General features: G+C 53.5%; 21 protein-coding genes. 5 read left to right on the top strand and 16 right to left on the bottom strand.

Annotated elements, in window-relative coordinates:
• Positions 1–176: 176 nt before the first annotated feature.
• Entirely contained in the window at positions 177–1,241 is a 1,065-nt protein-coding gene (locus FD737_RS16985; RefSeq protein ID WP_160834077.1) for an NAD(P)-dependent alcohol dehydrogenase, read from the top strand.
• Here FD737_RS16985 and FD737_RS16980 read toward each other — a convergent pair whose 3' ends face one another.
• The 5 genes from FD737_RS16980 to dnaB form a co-directional block, all read right to left on the bottom strand.
• Positions 1,242–1,598 carry an MmcQ/YjbR family DNA-binding protein gene (locus tag FD737_RS16980; protein WP_160834076.1) on the bottom strand — a complete coding sequence of 119 codons (357 nt, stop codon included), beginning with the start codon at positions 1,596–1,598 and terminating at the stop codon, positions 1,242–1,244.
• Between the two features lie 188 nt (positions 1,599–1,786).
• Positions 1,787–2,980, bottom strand: a complete 1,194-nt coding sequence (locus FD737_RS16975) for an amino acid aminotransferase (RefSeq protein WP_097119024.1) — start codon at positions 2,978–2,980, stop codon at positions 1,787–1,789.
• Between the two features lie 48 nt (positions 2,981–3,028).
• Positions 3,029–3,643 carry a YitT family protein gene (locus tag FD737_RS16970; RefSeq protein ID WP_034826930.1) on the bottom strand — a complete coding sequence of 205 codons (615 nt, stop codon included), beginning with the start codon at positions 3,641–3,643 and terminating at the stop codon, positions 3,029–3,031.
• A 230-nt stretch (positions 3,644–3,873) separates the two neighbouring features.
• Positions 3,874–4,365, bottom strand: a complete 492-nt coding sequence (locus FD737_RS16965) for an Lrp/AsnC family transcriptional regulator (RefSeq protein ID WP_034826932.1) — start codon at positions 4,363–4,365, stop codon at positions 3,874–3,876.
• A gap of 128 nt (positions 4,366–4,493) precedes the next feature.
• Positions 4,494–5,900 carry a replicative DNA helicase gene (gene dnaB / locus FD737_RS16960; protein ID WP_097118948.1) on the bottom strand — a complete coding sequence of 469 codons (1,407 nt, stop codon included), beginning with the start codon at positions 5,898–5,900 and terminating at the stop codon, positions 4,494–4,496.
• A 73-nt stretch (positions 5,901–5,973) separates the two neighbouring features.
• Between dnaB and FD737_RS16955 the strand changes: the two genes are divergently transcribed.
• Complete coding sequence (locus tag FD737_RS16955; protein ID WP_097118947.1) at positions 5,974–6,957, top strand: quinone oxidoreductase; 984 nt, start codon at positions 5,974–5,976, stop codon at positions 6,955–6,957.
• Positions 6,958–7,142: 185 nt separating this feature from the next.
• Here the strand turns inward: FD737_RS16955 and pspG are convergent, their stop codons facing one another.
• The 6 genes from pspG to FD737_RS16925 form a co-directional block, all read right to left on the bottom strand.
• The gene (pspG, locus tag FD737_RS16950; protein WP_097118946.1) at positions 7,143–7,409 is read right to left on the bottom strand and encodes an envelope stress response protein PspG; all 267 of its coding nucleotides are present in this window, start codon (positions 7,407–7,409) and stop codon (positions 7,143–7,145) included.
• A 385-nt stretch (positions 7,410–7,794) separates the two neighbouring features.
• Positions 7,795–8,790 (bottom strand): tRNA dihydrouridine(20/20a) synthase DusA, encoded by a 996-nt coding sequence (dusA, locus tag FD737_RS16945; RefSeq protein WP_160834075.1) that lies wholly within the window; start codon positions 8,788–8,790, stop codon positions 7,795–7,797.
• Positions 8,791–8,881: 91 nt separating this feature from the next.
• Complete coding sequence (locus FD737_RS16940) at positions 8,882–10,207, bottom strand: MFS transporter (protein WP_058960074.1); 1,326 nt, start codon at positions 10,205–10,207, stop codon at positions 8,882–8,884.
• A 48-nt stretch (positions 10,208–10,255) separates the two neighbouring features.
• Positions 10,256–11,113 carry an NAD(P)-dependent oxidoreductase gene (locus FD737_RS16935; protein ID WP_097118944.1) on the bottom strand — a complete coding sequence of 286 codons (858 nt, stop codon included), beginning with the start codon at positions 11,111–11,113 and terminating at the stop codon, positions 10,256–10,258.
• Positions 11,114–11,133: 20 nt separating this feature from the next.
• Positions 11,134–12,138, bottom strand: coding sequence for a transketolase family protein (locus FD737_RS16930; RefSeq protein ID WP_160834074.1), 1,005 nt, complete (start codon positions 12,136–12,138; stop codon positions 11,134–11,136).
• Positions 12,135–12,995, bottom strand: coding sequence for a transketolase (locus tag FD737_RS16925; protein WP_058960071.1), 861 nt, complete (start codon positions 12,993–12,995; stop codon positions 12,135–12,137). The genes FD737_RS16930 and FD737_RS16925 overlap by 4 nt, the downstream gene beginning before the upstream one ends.
• Positions 12,996–13,178: 183 nt before the next feature.
• On the opposite strand from FD737_RS16925, the gene FD737_RS16920 reads away from it, so the two are divergent.
• The gene (locus FD737_RS16920; protein WP_097118942.1) at positions 13,179–14,072 is read left to right on the top strand and encodes a LysR substrate-binding domain-containing protein; all 894 of its coding nucleotides are present in this window, start codon (positions 13,179–13,181) and stop codon (positions 14,070–14,072) included.
• Positions 14,073–14,191: 119 nt separating this feature from the next.
• On the opposite strand, the gene traF is transcribed toward FD737_RS16920, so the two are convergent.
• On the bottom strand, positions 14,192–15,442 hold the full coding sequence (gene traF, locus FD737_RS16915) for a conjugal transfer protein TraF (RefSeq protein WP_097118941.1): 1,251 nt from the start codon (positions 15,440–15,442) through the stop codon (positions 14,192–14,194).
• Positions 15,443–15,894: 452 nt separating this feature from the next.
• Between traF and zur the strand changes: the two genes are divergently transcribed.
• The gene (zur, locus tag FD737_RS16910; RefSeq protein ID WP_097118940.1) at positions 15,895–16,416 is read left to right on the top strand and encodes a zinc uptake transcriptional repressor Zur; all 522 of its coding nucleotides are present in this window, start codon (positions 15,895–15,897) and stop codon (positions 16,414–16,416) included.
• 65 nt (positions 16,417–16,481) lie between these two features.
• Here the strand turns inward: zur and FD737_RS16905 are convergent, their stop codons facing one another.
• From FD737_RS16905 to FD737_RS16890, 4 genes are all read right to left on the bottom strand, one after another.
• On the bottom strand, positions 16,482–16,694 hold the full coding sequence (locus tag FD737_RS16905) for a CsbD family protein (RefSeq protein ID WP_097118939.1): 213 nt from the start codon (positions 16,692–16,694) through the stop codon (positions 16,482–16,484).
• 163 nt (positions 16,695–16,857) lie between these two features.
• On the bottom strand, positions 16,858–18,180 hold the full coding sequence (gene dinF / locus FD737_RS16900; RefSeq protein WP_097118938.1) for an MATE family efflux transporter DinF: 1,323 nt from the start codon (positions 18,178–18,180) through the stop codon (positions 16,858–16,860).
• A gap of 126 nt (positions 18,181–18,306) precedes the next feature.
• Positions 18,307–18,921: a transcriptional repressor LexA gene (gene lexA / locus FD737_RS16895; RefSeq protein ID WP_034826962.1), complete on the bottom strand. Its 615-nt coding sequence runs from the start codon at positions 18,919–18,921 to the stop codon at positions 18,307–18,309.
• A 105-nt stretch (positions 18,922–19,026) separates the two neighbouring features.
• Complete coding sequence (locus tag FD737_RS16890) at positions 19,027–19,395, bottom strand: diacylglycerol kinase (protein WP_034826963.1); 369 nt, start codon at positions 19,393–19,395, stop codon at positions 19,027–19,029.
• A 127-nt stretch (positions 19,396–19,522) separates the two neighbouring features.
• Here FD737_RS16890 and plsB point away from each other — a divergent pair, with 127 nt between their 5' ends.
• Entirely contained in the window at positions 19,523–21,946 is a 2,424-nt protein-coding gene (gene plsB / locus FD737_RS16885) for a glycerol-3-phosphate 1-O-acyltransferase PlsB (protein WP_160834073.1), read from the top strand.
• Positions 21,947–22,009 lie beyond the last annotated feature (63 nt).

Here is a 22,009-nt window from a genome sequence, read left to right as displayed (position 1 = left end):
TCCGCAGCAAAATGCAGAAACAGGCAAGAATCAGACAACTTCAGGCATATACGCATCTCATCCTGCTGACTATCCTTACACAGTTCCTTTTTGGCGTAGCTCGTTACGCCTTTGTCCCTTCAGCTCGCTGAACGGGATCCCGCAAAACACTCACGACACACCCGATTGGAGACACCATGAATATTACGCATGCCTATGCCGCACAGGACGCGAAAACTAAACTCGCCCCGTTCGACTATAAGCCGCGCGAGCTGCGCGCTCATGATGTGCAGATTGAAGTGTTGTACTGTGGCGTTTGCCACTCTGACCTGCATCAGGCGCGCAACGAATGGAAAAACACCATCTTCCCGGTGGTGCCAGGCCATGAGATCGTTGGACGCGTTACCGCCGTTGGCGGCCACACTCACAAATACAAAGTGGGCGATCTGGTCGGTGTCGGCTGTATGGTTGACTCCTGCCGCAGCTGTCCAAGCTGCCAGGAAGGACTGGAGCAGTATTGCGAAAACGGTTTTGTTGGCACCTATAACGGTGAAGATCGCGAAACCGGCGCCATCACCTACGGCGGTTACTCCACCAGCATGGTGGTTGATGAAAGCTTTGTGCTGCGCGTGCCGGAAAACCTTGAGCTGGCAGGCGTTGCCCCGCTGCTGTGTGCCGGTATCACCACCTACTCACCGCTGCGTCACTGGAACGTCGGTCCAGGTAAGAAAGTGGGCATCGTCGGTCTGGGCGGCCTCGGCCATATGGGCGTGAAAATCGCGCATGCGATGGGCGCGCATGTGGTGCTGTTCACCACCTCCCCATCGAAGATTAAAGACGGTAAGCGCCTGGGTGCTGATGAAGTGGTGATTTCGAAAGATGCTGATCAAATGGCGCAGCACAACAACAGCTTCGATTTCATCCTCAACACCGTGGCTGCTCAGCACGATCTCAACCCGTTTATTGCCATGCTGAAACGCGATGGCAACATGACGCTGGTGGGCGCGCCAGAGCACGATCATCCGGCTCCACAGGTCTTTAATCTGATCTTCAAACGTCGCAGCATTGCCGGTTCACTGATCGGTGGTATCGCTGAGACACAGGAGATGCTGGATTTCTGCGGCAAGCACGGTATCACTTCAGATATCGAGCTGATCGCCATGAACCAGATTAACGAAGCCTACGAACGTATGCTGAAAAGCGACGTGAAATACCGCTTCGTGATTGATATCAACACCCTGCGTGAAGAGTCAGCAGCTTAATTAGCGCGCGTCTTCATCATGGCTGACGCCCGCCGCACGCGTGGCGTCAGCCTGTTGCCAGGAAGCTTCCACCAGATAATAAATCTGCGAATCCTTCAGCGAGCCATCCAGCCACAGCGTACTCCAGTGCGACTTATTTAAATGCTCACTCGGAAACACATCACTGTGCTCTTCGCGCAATAAATCGGCCAGCGCAGGCGAGGTTTTCAACGACAGCGCCGGACGCCCTTTCACCTCATGCACCATGGCAAACAGTACGCCTTCGCTTTTTACCTGTGTGGCATCCCATTCATTTTTATAGCTCTGCTCCGCACCCGGCTTACTCATGCAGTAGGTGAGGAGGTCCGAAATGTTCATGCTGTTTTCTCCTTGGTAGAGGCCGATTTGAGGCCCGATGACGCCTGCCATCGGTTTCGATACAGACGTCATTACACCGTTTAAGTGTGCAGCAACTCAGCCAAAGGTAAAGGCGGTGGCACCAGATAACGCGCATAAAAAAACCGCCAGCCCGAAGGCATGGCGGTTTCCTCATGCGGTGAAGTGCGTTACATCACGGCAGCAAAGGCCTCAGCCACCTGGTTAACGTTGCGGCTGTTAAGGCCAGCCACACACATGCGGCCGCTGGCGATCAGATACACGCCGAACTCATCACGCAGGCGATCAACCTGCTGCGCGCTTAAACCGGTGTAACTGAACATGCCGCGCTGCTTCAGCAGGTAATCGAAGTTTTTGCCTGGCAGTTTGGTGCTTAATACGTTGACCAGCGTCTGGCGCATTTCGATGATGCGCAGGCGCATAGCTTCCACCTCGGCCAGCCAGTTGTTCAACAGTGCTTCATCGTTCAGTACGCAAGAAACCACCTGCGCACCAAAGTTTGGCGGGCTGGAGTAGTTGCGACGCACGGTGGCTTTCAGCTGACCCAGCACGCGTGCAGATTCTTCTGCGCTCTCGCACACGATGGACAGGCCGCCAACGCGCTCGCCGTACAGCGAGAAGATTTTCGAGAATGAGTTGCTGACCAGTGCTGGCAAGCCTGCAGCCGCAATCGCGCGAATCGCGTAAGCATCCTGCTCCATACCGGCACCAAAGCCCTGATAAGCGATATCGAGGAACGGAATCAGTTCCTGCGCTTTCAATACTTCGGTGGTTTCATCCCACTGTGCGTTCGTCAGATCCGCACCCGTCGGGTTGTGGCAGCATGGGTGCAACAGCACGATAGATTGCTTCGGCAGCGTTTTCAGCTTGGCAATAAACGCATCAAACTTCACGCCGTTGGTCTCTTCGTCGTACCACGGATAAGTCTGTGCGTCGAAACCGGCACCGTTGAAAATTGCGATGTGGTTTTCCCAGGTCGGATCGCTCACCCAAACATTTGAGTTCGGGAAGTAACGCTTGAGGAAATCCGCCCCTACTTTCAGTGCACCGGAGCCACCCAACGTCTGGATGGAAGCAATGCGGCCGGCCTTCAGCATCGGGTGTTCTTTGCCAAACAGCAGCGGTGCAATCGCATTACGGTATGGGCCCAGGCCTTCCATCGGCAGGTAAAGTGACGCCTGATGCGGTTGCGCCTGCAGGCGTTCTTCTGCGGCAGCCACGGCTTGCAACTGAGGAATGATGCCCGCCTCGTTGTAATAGAGACCAATGCTCAGATTCACTTTATTGTCGCGTGGGTCCTGTTTGAAGGTTTCCATCAGCGACAGAATTGGATCGCCAGCATAAGCATCAACGTTTTGAAACACGGTGCAGATCTCCATGATTGGTCATAAATAGTCGGTAAAGAGGCGTCATCAAACCATGTAGCGGCCGGGACGATGATTCATAGCGATGATGAGATTGAGGATCACCGCGCCCGCAATTGAGGCCAAAAGTATCGGTAGCGACACCACGAAAAGCGAAGCGAGTACCACGCATGTATCTACCGCCATTTGCAGTTTGCCGGCGCGCAGACCGATGCGGTCCTGCAGCCAGAGTGCCAAAATATTGATACCGCCGAGACTGGCTTTGTGACGAAACAACACTATAAACCCAATCCCCATCACCACGTTACCGAACAATGTCGCATAAAACGGATTTAGCGCAGAAAAATGGATGAACATCGGATGCAAGTGTGTGAACAGTGAAACCAGCCCCACCGCGCAGAACGTTTTAATCGTGAATTCCCAGCCCATGCGGCGCACTGCCAGCCAGTAAAACGGCAGGTTAATCAGGAAAAATGCGCTACCAAAAGAGAGGTGCGTCAGATAGCTGATTAAGAACGCGATACCTGCAGTGCTGCCAGTCAGCGCGCCCGCCTGTTTCAGCATCATCACGCCAAAGGAAACCATTAACGTGCCGAGCACTATCGCCAGCGCATCTTCAATACGTGAATGAGGAATTTTAGTAGGTTGAACAACGTTATCCATGGAGTAATCTCAGTGCAAATGATGCGGTTCAAATGCAAAAAACGCACCACATAGGCGGCGCTAAGTCGCCACCTATGGGGTACCAGCGATTATCCAATTGATATCTAAGGCGCTTTTATTGCAGGTTTTTGTGCATCAATCCAAACTTCAATCGTTGATTCATGCACAAATCTGTTTTCTGGTGCGCGTTATTTGCATTCAATGTGCTTTGATTGCACCAGATTAGCACATCATGCACTTTTTTGGCGCGTTTTGTGCTCGGGGATAATCATCAAGCCGTTCTCTTTTAAACGGCTCAACACCACGGAGGTTTTCACATGGGCCACACTCTGATGGCCGGCCACCAGCTGACTGATCAACGCACTCAGCGAGGCTAAATCAGCCACGGCCACTTTCAGCAGATAATCAGCATCACCGGTGGTTTTAAAGGCATCAACAATCGCATCCTCTTCTGCCACCATGCGATGGAAACTCTCTTCATAATCTGGCGTGTGATTCTTTAAACGCACTTCAATCAAGCCCACCATGCCAAGACCCACCGCGTCCGGGGAGAGCCGTGCGTGATAGCCGAGGATGAGGTTTGCCTGTTCGAGATTGATGCGGCGGCGTGAACATTGAGACGCCGAAAGACCGACTAAATCACTGAGTTCCTGATTGGTAAGGCGGCCGTTAGATTGTAATAGTGTCAATATCTTAAGGTCGTAATCGTCTACCTGAGTCATTCTGCTTCCACAGCGTTATAGGGTGCGCTTTGGTACAGATAACCTGATTAAAGCCAAGGTTGTCCAACACTATTTTCTGATGACGTGAAATGCATGCACAAATCGTGCATGCATCTCGTTGGAAAGGATTATTCGTCGTCGTAAGACGGCCCTGCGTAGTTATCAAAACGCGACCACTGGCCATTGAAGGTCAATCGTACTGTGCCGATAGGGCCGTTACGCTGCTTACCGAGGATGATCTCGGCGATCCCTTTGAGATCGCTGTTTTCGTGATACACCTCATCGCGATAGATGAACATAATCAAGTCAGCATCCTGCTCGATCGAACCCGATTCACGCAGGTCCGAGTTCACCGGACGTTTATCGGCGCGCTGCTCCAGTGAGCGGTTAAGCTGCGACAACGCCACCACCGGAACATTCAGCTCTTTCGCCAAAGCCTTGAGCGAGCGCGAGATCTCTGCGATCTCCAGCGTACGGTTGTCCGATAGCGCCGGCACGCGCATCAACTGGAGATAGTCGATCATGATCAGGCTTAAACCGCCGTTTTCACGAAACACGCGGCGCGCGCGCGAACGCACTTCCGTGGGCGTCAGACCAGAAGAATCATCGATAAACATGTTCTTCTTCTCAAGCAGGATGCCCATGGTGGCAGAGATGCGCGCCCAATCTTCGTCTTCCAGCTGGCCGGTACGAATGCGCGTCTGGTCCACGCGCGACAATGACGCCAGCATACGCATCATTAGCTGTTCGCTGGGCATCTCCAGACTGAAAATCAGCACCGGTTTGTCTTGTAGCATCGCGGCGTTTTCGCACAGGTTCATGGCGAAAGTGGTTTTACCCATCGACGGACGCGCCGCCACGATGATCAAATCTGAACCCTGCAAACCGGCAGTCTTTTTGTTGAGATCCTGATAGCCGGTATCCACTCCGGTGACACCATCGTGCGGGGTCGACACCAGCGCTTCAATACGCGATACCGTGGCTTCCAGAATTTGCTCAATGTTCTGCGGGCCTTCTGCTTTGTTGGCGCGCTGTTCAGCAATCTTAAAGACGTTGGATTCTGCGAAATCAAGTAATTCTTCGCTGCTACGCCCCTGCGGATCGTAACCGGCATCAGCAATTTGGTTCGCGACCGAGATCATTTGGCGCACAACGGCACGTTCACGCACGATATCCGCATAAGCGCCGATATTCGCTGCACTTGGCGTGTTTTTCGCCAGCTCTGCAAGATAAGCAAAGCCACCGGCCATCTCCAGCTCGCCCAGTGTTTCCAGCGATTCAGAGAGCGTAATAAGGTCAATCGGCTGGCCCATTTCCAGCAGACGCTGCATCTCAGAGAAGATCATGCGGTGAGAACGGTTGAAGAAATCATCCGCCACCACGCGCTCGGAGACGTTATCCCAGCGTTCGTTATCCAGCATCAACCCACCGAGCACCGACTGCTCCGCTTCAATAGAGTGCGGCGGCATTTTCACGCCTTCCAGCTGACGATCGCGGGGTTCGTTGGATTTGTTGGTGGGTTTATTTCCTGCCATAGTGAATGCATTACCGATCGTGAAAGGGACGCGCAAGTATACCGTCCCAGGATGAACAATCACAGGAGTCAGAATGGCAAAGCGTATTCAGTTCAACCAACACGGTGGCCCGGAGGTACTGCAATGGGTCGATTTTGAGCTGGCCGATCCCGCCGAACATGAGGTTCAGGTCGAAAACAAGGCAATTGGCATCAACTATATCGACACCTATGTGCGCAGCGGGCTCTATCCGGTGACAGCTTTCCCGTCCGGGCTGGGCACTGAAGCCGCTGGCGTGGTGAAACGCGTTGGCTCAGGCGTGACGCGCTTTAAGCCCGGCGATCGCGTGGTCTATTGTCAGGCTGCGCTGGGTGCCTATAGCGAAGTGCATAACGTGGCGGAAGATCGTCTGGTGATCCTGCCGGAGAGCATTAGCTTTGAACAAGGTGCTGCCTCGTTTTTGAAAGGCTTAACCGTGCAGTATTTGCTGCGTCAGACCTACAAAGTGAAAGCCGATGAAATCTTCCTGTTCCATGCCGCAGCGGGCGGCGTGGGACTGATTGCCTGTCAGTGGGCTAAAGCGCTGGGCGCGCATCTGATTGGTACCGTGGGCTCCGCCGAAAAAGCGCAGATTGCAAAAAATGCCGGTGCCTGGGCGACCATTAACTATCGCGAGGAGAATATCGCTCAGCGCGTCAGTGAATTGACTGACGGTGAAAAGGTCGCGGTGGTGTATGACTCGGTGGGGAAAGACACCTGGGAGCCTTCTCTCGATAGCCTGCGTCGTCATGGCTTAATGGTGAGTTTTGGTAATGCCTCGGGCCCCGTCACCGGCGTTGATCTTGGGATTCTGAACAAGAAAGGTTCGCTGTTTGTCACACGCCCTTCGCTATTTGGTTACATTACCAATCGTCAGGAACTGGATAATGCCAGCAACGAGTTGTTCTCGTTAATTGCCAGTCGTGCGATTCAGCTGAAGGTACCAGAAGAGCAGAAATTTGCCTTGAGCGATGCGGTGCGCGCGCATCAGGTTCTTGAGAGCCGCGCCACGCAAGGTTCCAGCTTGCTGATTCCCTAAAAAGTTAAGGGCTTCCCGAAGGAAGCCCTTTTTTCTTTCTTTTTATAGTTCGCGCTGGTGTAGGGTCAGCGGCGATGAATTCGTTTTGAATTACTTTACGCATCCTGACAGAAAACATAAGTAAAAAATATGTTTAATTGCAGATTCGTACTAAGCAATTATCGACTCTGTGATCGCTCCCGCATTTAGCGCCAACCACGCCGCTCTAACTTACTGATTTTTCTTTTCAGTCTGTTTAATTTCACTTCACCGCTCGGTGTCGTAAAGGCGCGATAAAGCCACACGGCTACCACCGCCAACACCAGCCACGGCAACAACTTGATAACAATCGCGAATAACCCGCCGAGGAACATCACAACGGTGGCAACAACCAATGCAGCGATAACGCCCAGCAGTGAAACGCCAGTCAGCAACAGCATCAGAAAAAAGCCGATAACAAATAAAATTTCCACGAAGGCTCTCCTGTGTAAGTAACACAGAGTGCATTACAAGATACGTGCCAATATAAGCATACGGTTAATACATTGAAAAATAAGATGTTATATTCAGAAGAGGTATTTCAGCAGTGATGAAATTCACTAATTATTGGTGCATTTTAAACCGTATTAACGGCAGCGATGCTTCTCTAAAGGGACAGAAATGGCCCGTCAGAAAAGCAAAGCTTCCGCGCCAGAGACAAATAGGCTGAGAGCGTTTTCAGCCATGCGCAGCATCGGGCCGTTTCCCAAAAATGGGGCGAATGTTCGCGCGGCAGATCGGCACAGAGGTGTGCTTTCCCTGGCGTTCGGACTGCCCTTTTATGGCCGGGCACACCGGCCCACCGCGACTCACCTACAATCAGGCTTCCTGTGGAATCTTATCCGCGACCAGCGCCAGTGCCGCTTCCAGCACCCGTACATCGGCACCCGGCTTATGGGCATTCTCACTTAAATGACGACGCCACTGGCGCGCACCAGGAATGCCCTGGAACAGGCCCAGCATATGGCGTGTAACGTGCCCCAGATAGGTGCCTTTGCTCAGCTCCGCTTCGATGTAAGGGTACATCGCACGCACCACCGCGACCGGATCGACAGACGGCGTATCGCGGCCGAACAGTTCACTATCCACTTGCGCCAGGATGCCGGGGTTCTGATACGCTTCACGGCCCATCATCACACCATCCATATGTTGCAAATGCGTTTTCGCCTCTTCCAGCGTCTTGATGCCGCCGTTAATCGCCATGGTCAGCGTCGGAAAATCACGCTTCAGCTGATAGACACGCGGATAATCCAGCGGCGGAATCTCACGGTTCTCTTTCGGGCTTGAACCAGAAAGCCATGCCTTACGCGCATGGATAATAAAGGTATCGCAGTTGCCCTTATTGGCCACCGTACCAATGAAATCACACAGAAATGCGTAGCTGTCCTGCTCATCAATTCCGATACGGGTTTTCACCGTCACCGGAATACTGACCACATCGCGCATCGCTTTAATGCAATCTGCGACCAGCGCGGCGTCAGCCATCAGACAGGCACCAAAGCGCCCATTCTGCACGCGATCGGATGGGCAACCGACGTTAAGGTTAATCTCGTCGTAACCGCGCGCTTCCGCCAGCTTCGCACATTGCGCCAGGGCTGCCGGATCGCTGCCGCCCAACTGCAGCGCCAGCGGATGCTCCTCTTCGCTGTAAGCCAGATAATCGCCTTTGCCGTGAATAATGGCGCCCGTGGTCACCATTTCGGTATACAGCAGCGTATCGCCGCTCAGCTTACGGTGAAAATAACGGCAGTGGCGATCGGTCCAGTCCAGCATCGGAGCGATAGAAAAACGTTGCGAAGAGAAAGTATCGGTCATGAAACGCAGTAAATCCGGAGTTAGTGAGTGACGAGAAACTGCGCAATGATACCACAGCAATAACGGGCGACACAGCCGCCCGTTATTTCACTCACACCGTCGGGGCTGTTGAGGTTGATGAGGCTGGCAGAGAGGGCTCGCCCACTTTCACCGGCGCGGTTTCCCGTGTGTTGAAGGCGACCCAGGTTGAAATGACACCCAGTAACGAGAACATCACCGCCGGTCCGATCCAGCCGACCATGCCGTACACGCCTGTTGCGATAAACGGTAACAGCCCCGCCACTACGGACGCGCCGTTGTAGCCCAATGAAATACCCGAGGAGCGGACGTTAGCCGGAAACTGCTCGGAGAACCAACTCGACTCCACCGCAAAAATCGGGTCATGGCTAAAGAGCAGAGACATAGCGACAGCGACAATCACCATCATCACTGCACCGGTGTTGATCAGCATAAACATAGGAATGCCAAACAGAATGGTGAAGATGGCGCCAATCAGGAATATTGGGCGACGTCCCACCTTATCACTTAGCGCGCCATACAGCAGATGGCTGCCGAGCCCCAGCGCTGAACCAATCAACGTGCCCCATAACACATGGCGCGTATCTGTGATTTCCGCCAGCACCACATAGGACAACATAAAACTGGTCGTGATGTAGTAGCCACCCGTCTCTGCCAGGCGTAGCCCCATAATTTTGACGATGGTGCGCCAGTCACGACGAATCACTTCCAGCGCGGGCTGCTGCACAATCTGCTTATCTGCTTTGGCTTTCTCGAATTCCGGCGATTCCGCGACCTGCATTCGGATAAAGATGCCAATGGCCACCATCACAAACGAGATCAGGAACGGCATGCGCCACACCCAATCACCTTCAAACAGTGCCGCAGAGAGCAGGAAAGAGCCATTCGCCAGCAGCAGGCCGAGCGGTATCCCGAGTTGCGGTACTGCACCATAGAAACCGCGCTTTTTCACGGGTGCATGTTCGAAGGCCATTAACACCGCGCCGCCCCACTCTGCGCCGAATCCGATCCCCTGGATCATGCGTAATAAGATCAACAAGATCGGTGCCAGCACGCCAGCCTGCTCATAGGTTGGCAACGCACCGATCAATACGGTGGCACCGCCCATGGCCAGTAATGACCAGAACAGCACGGTTTTTCGGCCATAGCGATCGCCGAAATGGCCGGCGAGGTAGCCGCCAAACGGGCGCATCAGGAAGCCGACCGCTAAAGTGGCGAATGCCGCCAGAATGCCGACGATAGGCTCTTGCGTGTGGAAAAAGATCTTACCAAACCAGGCTGCAGCGGCGGTGCCGTAGATAAAGAAATCATAGCTCTCCACCGCTGAGCCAATCATTGAGGCGAAAGAGACTTTCGCCGCATTGTCGCGGGTGTTTGCAGGTACAGAAGTCGTGTTCATGTGTTACCCCGGTATTATCGTATTTTTCGGGCAGCAGTGATGGAGCGGTTAATTTGCAGGTTTGCTCCAGGTCTCGATCACTCTGCTGTCATCACGTTGCCCCAATCCGGCTTCTGCTGCCGCCAGATAACGAGCATGAGCGACCTGTAACAGCGGAACCTCAGCGTGGCAGGCGGTCGCCGCCTCTGCCACTAACCCGCTATCTTTGACAAAGATGTTGATGGCGCTGGAGACCGGGACATCTGTCCCCTCCAGCATGCGCGGACCACGATCTGACAACATCCACGATCCCGCCGCGCCGCGCTCGACCAGTTTCAATACCTGAGCGGGTGCTAACCCCAGCGACTTTGCCAGACTTAGCGCCTCCGCGGCTGCCACAATATGCACCGAGCAAAGGTGCTGATTGATCACCTTGATCCCCTGCCCCTCGCCAACCTCGTCACCCACTATCGACACCGATCCCATGGTTTTGAGTACTGGCTCAACAAAGGCAATGGCGGCAGATGCGCCGGAAGCAAAAATCACTAACTCACCGGTGCTGGCGCGGGCGGTTCCGCCCGTGACCGGTGCATCCACGACCTGCGCACCGGCAGCAATCAGTGAAGAAGCCGCCTCACGTACCGCCTGCGGCCCGACAGTGGACATGATGACCCAGTGCTGACCAGTCACCTGCGGCAGCGCTTCCGCCACCAGCGCCTGCAGCTGCTGTGGCGTGGCGACCATCACCACTACTACATCCGCTTCAGGTGCTTCTGCAATGCGGCTAACCGCTTCAATCCCCTGCGCCTGAGCACGCTGGCGCGACGCTTCAAACACATCCACTCCGATTACCGCATGCCCTGCACGCTGAATCTGGCAAGCCATAGGAACACCAATTGCCCCGGTGCCGACAAATATCACCTTCATGCTGTTCTCCTTTCGCGCCGTTATGCCAGCCAGACGCGAATCGCGCTGACCATCGCTTCTTTGGAAATGCCGTAGCGGTCGTGCAAAGTGGGCAACGCGCCCGCATCCAGGAACTGATCGGGCAAGCCGATTTGACGAAACACGGGCATGACCTGCGCATGCATTAACGTGGTCGCCACCGCCTCACCCAAACCGCCGACCAGGCTATGGTTCTCAACCACCACCACTAAACGCCCGGCACGGCGGCACTGGGTGATAATGGTTTCAGTGTCCAGAGGCTTGATGGTCGGTACGTGCAATACCGCAACATCGACGTTATCGGCTGCCAACGCTTTTGCTGTCTCCAGTGCTCGCATTGTCATAATCCCACTGGAAATCAGCAGCACATCACGGCCATCGCGAAGCAATTTGGCTTTGCCCAGTTCGAATTGATAATCGTATTCGTTCAGCACCAGCGGCACCTTACCGCGCAACAGACGCATATAAACCGGCCCCTGATGGTCAGCGATAGCGGCAACGGCTTGCTCCGTGTCCAGCGCATCACAAGGATCAACAATGGTCATGCCCGGAATACCCCGCATCAGCGCGATATCTTCAGTGGCCTGATGGCTTGGGCCGTAGCCGGTGGTTAACCCCGGCAGCGCAGCGCAGATTTTCACATTCAGCTGCTCTTCCGCGATCACCTGATGGATAAAGTCGTAGGCACGACGCGTGGCAAACACCGCATAGGTGGTCGCAAATGGCGTCATGCCCTCCTTCGCCATGCCACCGGCTGCGCCCATCAATAGCTGCTCTGCCATGCCCATCTGAAAATGACGTTCTGGATAGGCCTGGGCGAAGATATGCAAATCGGTGTATTTTGACAGGTCGGCAGTCAACCCAACGATCGACGGCCGGGTCGCAGCGGCTTTGACCAGCGCATGACCAAAGGGCGCAGCAACCGTGGCTTGACCTTCTGCGGCAATTGAGGCAATCATCGCCGACGTTGTCAGGCGTGGCTTTTTCTCTGTGGTGATGCTGCTCATTGCGTGGCCTCCTGAGCCTGATCGAGGATGGTGATGGCCTGTTGCCACTCGTCAGCATCCACACGAATAAAATGATTCTTTTCACGCGCTTCCAGGAATGGCACGCCTTTACCCATTAGCGTGTCCAGCAGAATGACGCGCGGCTTGGGTTCGCTTAACGCGCGTGCCCGATCAAATGCCTGCTTCACAGCAGCAATGTCATTGCCATCCACACGCTGTACATGCCAGCCAAATGCCTGCCACTTATCTGCCAGCGGTTCAAATCCCATGACCTTGCCAGAGGGGCCATCTGCCTGCTGCTGGTTGATATCCACCATGACGATCAAATTACTCAGTTGATGATGTGCCGCTCCCATCGCAGCTTCCCAGGTTGCCCCTTCATCCAGTTCGCCATCTGACATTGAGTTGTAAACAAAAGCCGGATTTCCTTTATGACGCAATGCCAATGCCATACCGACACCAATCGTCAGCCCCTGTCCGAGCGATCCGCCTGAAATTTCCATGCCTGGCGTGTAGGTCGCCATGCCAGACATTGGTAAGCGACTATCATCAGATCCATACGTTTCCAGCTCCTCCACAGGAATCACGCCCGCTTCAATCAACGCCGCATAAAGAGCAATCGCATAGTGGCCGTGGGAAAGCAGAAAACGGTCGCGGCCTTCCCATTCGGGTTCTTCCGCGCGGTAATTCATCGCATGGCACCATGCCACGGCCAGCATATCAGCCAGTCCCAGAGCCTGGCCGATATAGCCTTGCCCCTGTACTTCGCCCATTTGCAATGCGTAGCGACGAATACGATAAGCGTGCTGTGACAGCCGCTGTGTAAGGCTCAATTCCGGTTCTGCAAGAGTCGTCATATCTGTTCCTGAAAGAAGAGAAAATCAGCAGAGTTGGCAAGCAGAAGAGCGATCTGTCATGGTGAAAGCTGCAGCGGATTCACGTGCCATTTTCACCTGCTTGCCGTTTAGCAGCAGATTACTCAGCCCTGGCGCCTGCCGACAAAAGCAAAAAATGCATCAACTGTTGAATGGGATTCACAAATGACATTATTAAAAAAAGCCCCACTGTCGCTGTTGCGCGCGTTTGAAGCCGCAGGCCGCACAGGGGCATTTACCGCCGCAGCGCAAGAGTTGGATTTGTCGCCTAGCGCCATTAGTCATGCGATTCGTAAGCTGGAGGAGACGCTCGACACGCGCCTGTTTCAGCGCAGTACGCGCGAAATCATGCTAACCAAAGAAGGGGCAATCTTGCTGGAACATATCCAGCGGGGATTTGATGAGATGCAGCGTGGGCTTTCGCTCGTCACCGCTGATGAATCGCGGCCACTGCGTCTGCACACCGCGCCAAGCTTTGCCCATCAGTGGCTATTACCCCGCCTGGGAAGCTTTATTGCCGCACACCCACATATTGATCTGCGTCTTTCAGCCAGCACCGAATATGCGCGCTTTGAGCAGGATGACTATGATTTAGATATTGTTTATGGCGAGCCGCGTCCTTCGCCTTACGAGAAAATCCCGCTGGCCGTGGAGGAATTAACACCGCTTTGCTCACCACAGATTGCCGCACGCATTCGCTGCCCGGAGGACCTCTATCACCAATCGTTGATTCAGTGCGATGTGCAACTCTACCAATGGAAGGGCTGGTTTGAAGCCAATCACCTGACGCCTCCGCGCCATTATGGTTTGCGCTTTGACCGCAGTTTTATGGCGATTGCCGCTGCCGTTGATGGTCTGGGAGTGGTGCTGGAATCCAAATTATTAGCAGAACGAGAGCTTGCCAGTGGGCGCTTAGTTTGTCCGCTGATTGAGACCACCCAGGAGATTCACTATATCGGCCATTACCTGGTGTTCCCACGGCATCAGCATCGCCACTTTGCGTTAGATAGCTTTAAAGATTGGCTACTTTCCCAGTTGAATCTGGCACAGCTTCGCTGATTGATAACGATCACAAATTCTGCGCCCAGGAATGAAACAGGCCGCCAATGGCGACCTGTTTTTGTGAGCATGTTCACGCCATTTCAGGGTGAATGTTAGCGTGATGTGAAATGACGCAATCAGAAGTTAAATCCGAGCTGCAGCATGCCGCCCCAGGTATTATCGTCACCCACTGAACCAGCAAGATCCAGATGCACCGTGTTGTTAAACGGTGAAACGCCCAGACCTGCGGTAAACACATTGGCATCATTTGATTTCATATCCGCACGATAACCCGCGCGCAGTGCTAACCAATCCAGCACGCGATACTCGGCCCCCACTCCCGCATATTGGCTGCTTTCTTCCGATTTGAAACGCTTGGTTTGCGTCAAATCAACATCGCCTGCCAGGGTGAACGCGCCGTAGTTCCAGGCCAGACCTGACGTGACCAGCGGACGGATTTGATAGGTATCGCGGTAGCCTTCCACTGTTTTGGTGTCGATGTCGCGTGAGATCAGGTTCTGCCCTGTCACACCCAACGTCCAATGCTCACCAAAGTCGGTCGCGATGCCTGCATCAATGTTGAAGCCGGTATCGGAACTGCGGTATTGGCTGTTGTTGATATTACTTTTATCAAAGTTATAAATACTGGCGGTGTAGTTATACAGCCAGGTTTTTTGCAGCTTTGGTGTCACGCCCACAGAAACCGGATGGCCAGCGACATCAAATTCATGTGCCAGTGCCACACCATAGTCCGTGACTAGTGCTGCCAGACCATGACCGCTCGAACTCAGTTTATCCTGATCGCCTGGCACGGGGATCACCGTGCCGTTAGCCACACCGCGCAGATAGGTAATATCGCTGTCCACAACGTTAGCCTGCACACTGGCCGTGCCGTAGGCTTTGGTAATAAAGGCAAAAGGCAGTGTTTCATTCGGTACAGTAACAGCAAAAGCGACACCCGCAGTACCGTGTGCTTTATCACCCTTTAAGTCATCCAGCTGATTAGCCATATCACCAGCCGCAGCCTTTAATTCCGGATAACCTCTTAAATAGTCGGCAAACGTCAGATTGTCGATCACGTTTTTGTAGCGATCAACACTGTCCGTGATGTCATCAACTTTGTTAATTAATTTGTCTTTGTCGGTAACCTGCACACCGGCTGAAGGGAATATGACGCTGACGTTATCTTCAGGTTTGGCTTTGGTCATCAATGCCGGGTTAGCCAGCACCGCTGAACTCCAGGTTGACGAAGCGACGCCGGTGCCACCCATGGCATCGTTACGCGCGTCATACCATGTACCTGCTGCCAGAGCTGAAGAAGAAAGAAATACTGCATTCAAACCAACAAGATAAGCTACTTTTTTGTGCCTGAATAATGTCTTCACCATGAGCCTGCCATCACCTTTGAAATGTCGCTGAATAACTCAGAAACGAAACAGTTTAGTTAGCCGCTATTCTGAACCCTGGCTAACACATCATTGCTGTGAATTAAAAGGAAATAGCACTGCTGTTCACAGAATTGGATACAACCACACCATTCTGTTGTTTAGTTATGCAGAAAAATGAACAAATCCTAAATTGATGCCAGATATTACTTAAGGCCTTTTGAACCTTAGACGCTAACCCGGTGAGTTGCAAAGCAAAAATAGCGTGATAATTACGCTATATGACTGATCTCATAGAGGGTCTGAAATGAGCAGTTTTATCAGCTCAACAGGAAGGTTAAGTTAATTTATTGATTAACGAGATTTTTCCTGGTCTTTAACCGGGTAAAAAGCAATCACAGCAGGGTAAAAGTTTGTGTGATAAAATAACATCGCCTGCAACCTGGAGAACGCTTATGTCAAACCTCACGCCCGCACAACTGCTTACTCAGGCAGAATCCCTTTGCCTTGACCGCGGCGTGCGCCTGACCACTCAACGCGCTGAAGTGTTGCGTTTAATGGCTGAGCAGAATGGTTCGATCAGTGCTTACGATCTGCTGGATCAACTTCGCATCAGCGAGCCGCAGGCTAAACCTCCGACCATTTACCGCGCGTTGGATTTTCTGCTGGAGCAGGGTTTTATTCATCGTGTCGAATCAAATAACAGTTATGTGGTTTGCCACCATTTCGACGAGCCTGCGCATACTTCGGTGATGCTGGTGTGTGATGGTTGTGCGGCAGTCAGTGAAAAACACGCACAGGGCGTAGAAAAGATTATTTCGGGATTGGCCGATCAAGCAGGTTTCTCATTGCGCCACACGGTTATTGAAGCCCATGGTTTGTGTGAAAACTGCGCAGAAGTCGCAGCGTGCAATCATCACGATAGCTGCGATCACGATCATGAGATAGATACGAAAAAGAGAGTGAGAAAAGGGTGAGTGGCACTTCCTTGTGCCTTGCCGACGGGTGATCGGCGGGGTAGGAGCATCTTCCTTAATTCCGGTTACCAGCGGTAATCTTTATTGTGACTTTCCCAGTCTTTCACTTCGCTTTCGGCCTGGTCTTTCGCGTAGCCGTAGCGTTCCTGAATTTTACCGACAAGCTGCTCGCGCTTACCTTCGATGACCGTCATATCGTCATCCGTCAGCTTGCCCCACTTCTCTTTCATTTTCCCTTTAAACTGCTTCCAGTTACCGCTCGCTTCGTCTTTGTTCATCATAATCCTCCACATCATCCTGAGTGAGATGCGATGATCTCCTGATAAATCAGGTAATCACCCACACAACGCGCTACTCAATTGCGCCGTATGAGATAATTATAGTAGCCAGATAGGATTACGCAAAAAATACAGAATAATCTGTAGTTTACGCTTCGCTTATTCAAACAGTGAACCAGCTATCGTGTCGCCAGTGACGTCGCCACATCCACCAGAGCGTCAAGCCACGCAAGGCAAGAAACACCGTCACCGCCAGCCATAAGCCGTGATTACCGAGCCACGGGAGTGTCAGCAAGGCAAGCCCATAACCCACTGCCGCCATCACCATGCTGTTGCGCATTTCGCGCCCGCGCGTGGCACCGATAAACATACCGTCCAGCAGATAGCACCAGACACCGATCAGCGGAAGAATCACCTGCCAGCCAAGATAGCGATCGGCCATCTCTCGCAGTGGCTCAAGCGAAGTGAGCAACGCCACAATTTCGGGGCCGGTTATTGCATAGATGGCTGCGAACGCCAGGGCAACGATACCAGCCTGACGGCAGGCAGCATGCCAAATCAGTAATAAGCGACTGCGATCTCGCGCCCCCACCGCTTCACCGGAGCAGGCCTCCACGGCATAGGCAAAACCATCCAGCGCATAGGCCGTAAACGTCAGGAACATCAGCAGTACGGCATTCACCGCAACAACATCTGGCCCTAAACGCGCGCCTAGCAAGGTGAGTGACGCGAAACAGATTTGCACCATTAGCGAACGCAGCATGATGTCGCGGTTGAGCCGGAACAGGCGTGCCGCATCACCACGCCAACTCTGTTTTAGCTGATTGAAAGAAATGCCGCGCAACTTAAGCACACGTACCACCATCCATAACCCCACACCCAGCGTGACGTACTCTGCCACCGCCGTTGCCGCCGCCGCACCTGCAACGCCCCAGTGAAGCTTCAGCACAAACAGGAGATCGAGCAGGATATTCACCAGGTTACCGACAATGAGCAGCACCATCGGCGCTCGCGCATATTGCACGCCAAGCAACCAGCCCAAAATCACCAGATTGGCTAAGGTCGCCGGTGCGCTAAGCCAGCGAATGTTGATAAAAATTTGTGCCTGGTGTTGCACTTCCGGGCTGCCGCCCATTAATGAGGCTGCGATCAAACTGAAGGGCGCGCGCAGTAATAAAAACAGCACGCCCGCCACCAGAGCGATCAGCAGAGGTTGCGTCAACGCCCGCGCTAAGGCGGTTTTATCGTTCGCGCCAAACGCCTGCGCAGTCAAACCCGTGGTGCTCATGCGCAGGAACAACAGCAACATAAAGATGAAACTGGTCGCCGTTGCACCTACCGCCACGCCACCGAGGTAAATGGGGCTATCGAGATGGCCAATCACTGCCGTATCGACGACACCGAGCAGCGGAACAGTAATATTGGAGAGAATCATCGGCAGCGCCAGCCGCCACAATGCTTTATCTGAGGAGGAAAACAGCCGCATTCGCCCGTTCCATTGTTGCGCTGGTCAATAGGACCATTAACCGGCAATCAGCCTGAAGAGGAAAATCAATGTATCAGACTGCGGTCAGCACAGCGACCAACCGCAGCGGGGGAATTCAATGAGAGATTAAAGCCATTCGCCGTTACGTACGATGCCGACAGCCAAACCTTCAACGGTCAGAGCCTGCTCACGGGTATCGACCACAATCGGCTGGAATTCGGTGTTTTCTGGCAGCAAATGCACAATGGCACCCTGCTTTTTCCAGCGTTTGACGGTCACTTCATCATCAATGCGCGCCACCACAACCTGACCATTACGGACTTCCTGGGTTTTATGCACGGCAAGCAAGTCGCCGTCCATAATCCCGATGTCTTTCATCGACATACCACTCACCCGCAGCAGAAAATCGGCGGTAGGTTTAAACAGATTGGCATCAACCTGATAGTGCGCTTCGATGTGCTCTTGCGCCAGCAGCGGCTCACCAGCGGCCACGCGACCGATCAGCGGCAACCCTTCGGAGACTTCTTCTTCCATTAGCAGGCGGATGCCGCGAGAAGCGCCAGATACAATCTCGATGACGCCTTTACGCGCCAGTGCTTTCAGATGTTCTTCCGCAGCATTGGGCGAGCGAAAACCCAGTTGCGCAGCAATTTCCGCACGCGTTGGCGGCATGCCGGTCTGGTTAATGTGGTCGCGAATCAGATCATAGACCTGTTGCTGCCTGGTGGTTAACGCTTTCATCCCGCCCCCTGGTTGTTTATACAGTCGCTGTGAGTATATACAGGTATTGGCGAAATGAAAACCAAAACAGAGGGAAAAATCAGCGGTTTGAAGATTCTGGAATACCTATCGCAAATGCGACCAGAGCAGTGCGATCCAGACAAACAGAGCCAGTAAGATAGCCAGCAACACCGCCGCTGAGCCCATATCTTTTGCTCGTCCGGCTAAAGGATGGCGCTCTTGCCCAATGCGGTCCACCACCGCTTCAATGGCGCTATTCAGGATTTCAACAATGATTACCAACACCACGGAGCCAATCATCAGTACGCGGGAAATCGCATCAACATCCAGCCAGCAGGCCACCACAATCGCCACCAGTGCAGCAATGGCTTCCTGACGAAATGCGGCTTCATGTTTCCAGGCGGCGCGCAAGCCCTGCCAGGAATAACCGGCTGCATTCACTATTCTTTGAATACCGGTGACGTTATTTGCCATGCTTTGGAACCCTTGATGTGATTTGGCGTCAATATGTGGGCTATCTGAGGTCGTGTAAGCCACAGATCTTCGTTGCACTTTCTGGTATGCTTGCCGCGCTTTGCTAACAAGAGGCTTTAAGTTGTCTATGTCAGGTTGGCGTAAACTTTATTACAAACTATTGAATTTACCACTCTCTTTTTTGGTAAAGAGTAAGGTCATTCCGACCGATCCTGTCTCAGAACACGGGATCGATCCGACTCGTCCAGTGATGTATGTTTTGCCTTATGATTCAAAGGCTGACCTGCTCACTCTTCGGGCACAGTGCCTGAAACATGATCTGCCCGATCCGCTGGCTCCGCTGGAGATCGACGGCGCGCTACTGCCGCGTCACGTGTTTATTCATGATGGCCCACGCGTATTCCCCTATTTCGTTGCCAATCCTGAGTCGGTGAAGCTATTCCACGACTATCTCGATTTGCACCGTAGTAACCCGGATCTCGACGTACAGATGTTACCGGTGGCGGTGATGTTTGGTCGTGCGCCGGGACGCGAAATCCAGGGAGAAGATACGCCACATCTGCGCATCCTTAATGGTGTAGAGAAATTCTTCGCCATTTTGTGGCACGGACGTGACAGCTTTGTGCGCTTCTCGCCGACCGTCTCCCTGCGCCAGATGGCGACGGAGCACGGTACGGATAAGTCGATTGCCCAGAAGCTGGCACGCGTGGCTCGCATTCACTTCGCGCGTCAGCGCCTGGCTGCTGTAGGCCCACGTCTGCCTGCGCGTCAGGATCTGTTCAACAAGCTGCTGCAATCCAAAGCGATTGAAAAAGCGGTTGAAGATGAAGCGCGTAGCAAAAAAATCTCGCACGAGAAAGCCCAGCAGAATGCTGTTGAGATGATGGAAGAGGTCGCAGCGAACTTCTCGTATGAGGCCATTCGCGTCACAGACCGCGTGATGGGCTGGCTGTGGAGCCGCCTTTATCAGGGCATCAACGTCAACGGTGGCGAGCGAGTCCGTCAGCTGGCGCAAGATGGCCATGAGATTGTGTATGTGCCCTGCCATCGCAGCCACATGGACTATCTACTGCTCTCTTACGTGCTCTACCATCAGGGGCTGGTGCCGCCACACATCGCGGCCGGTATCAACCTGAACTTCTGGCCAGCAGGTCCGATTTTCCGTCGTCTGGGTGCTTTCTTTATTCGCCGTACCTTCAAGGGCAACAAACTCTATTCCACGGTGTTCCGTGAATATCTGGGCGAGTTGTTCAGCCGCGGATATTCAGTCGAGTATTTCGTTGAAGGCGGGCGCTCGCGCACGGGCCGACTGCTGGATCCTAAAACCGGCACGCTGTCGATGACCTTGCAAGCCATGTTGCGCGGCGGTAGCCGTCCGATTACGTTTGTTCCGATCTACATCGGCTATGAACACGTCATGGAAGTGGGTACTTACGCCAAAGAGTTACGTGGCGCGGCCAAAGAGAAAGAGAGTTTCCTGCAGATGGTGCGCGGGTTACGTAAACTGCGCAATCTTGGCCAGGGCTACGTTAACTTCGGCGAACCCCTGCCGTTGATGAACTATCTGAACAAAAACGTGCCGGAATGGCGTGATGCGATCGATCCGATTGAACCACAACGCCCGGCATGGATGACGCCGACCGTAAATGATATTGCGGCACGTCTGATGGTGCGTATTAACGAAGCCGGTGCGGCCAATGCCATGAACCTGTGCGTCACTGCACTGCTGGCTTCACGTCAGCGCTCCCTGACGCGTGAACAGTTGATTGAGCAACTGGAATGCTACACCCAGCTGCTGCGTAACGTGCCTTATTCGCCGGAAGCGACCGTGCCGGAAATGAGTGCTGAAGCGCTGCTTGATCACGCCATGGGCATGAACAAGTTTGAGACGGAACAAGACAGTATCGGCGATATCATCATTCTGCCGCGCGAGCAGGCCGTCCTGATGACCTACTACCGCAACAACATCCACCACATGCTGGTCATGCCATCGCTGATTGCCGCTATTGTGCAGCAGCATCGTGAGATCAGTGAGGCGGAGCTGCTGCGTCAGGTGAGTCTGGTTTACCCGATGCTGAAGAGTGAGCTGTTCCTGCGCTGGGATAACGCAGAGCTGCCAGGCGTGCTGAATGCCCTCTGTGCTGAGATGGCGCGACAAGGCCTGATTACCGAGCATGATGGGCAGTTACGCATGAATCCGGCCCGCCATCGTTCATTGCAACTGCTGGCTGCCGGTATCCGTGAAACGCTGCAGCGTTTTGCCATCACCTTCGCCATTCTAAGTGCCAAGCCGACGATTAACCGCGGCACGCTGGAGAAAGAGAGCCGCACGCTGGCGCAGCGTTTGTCAGTGTTGCATGGCATTAACGCGCCAGAGTTCTTCGACAAAGCGGTGTTTACCGCGCTGGTGCTGTCACTGCGTGATGAAGGCTACATCAGTGATTCAGGCGATGCCGATGCGGAACGCACCCACATTATGTGGCAGATGCTGGCAGAGCTGGTGACCAGTGATGTCCGTCTGACCATTGAAAGTGCTGTAGCCCACGAATAACGTCGGGCCTAAAAAACAGAAAGGCGACCCTCAACGAGTCGCCTTTTTTTATGGCAGCAACCA

Origin of the sequence: Pantoea sp. Seng (assembly GCF_009829935.1) — a bacterium.
Classification (GTDB): domain Bacteria; phylum Pseudomonadota; class Gammaproteobacteria; order Enterobacterales; family Enterobacteriaceae; genus Pantoea; species Pantoea communis.
The sequence above is the reverse complement of the archived record's forward strand: the minus strand, read 5'-3'. Positions and strand labels throughout refer to the sequence as shown.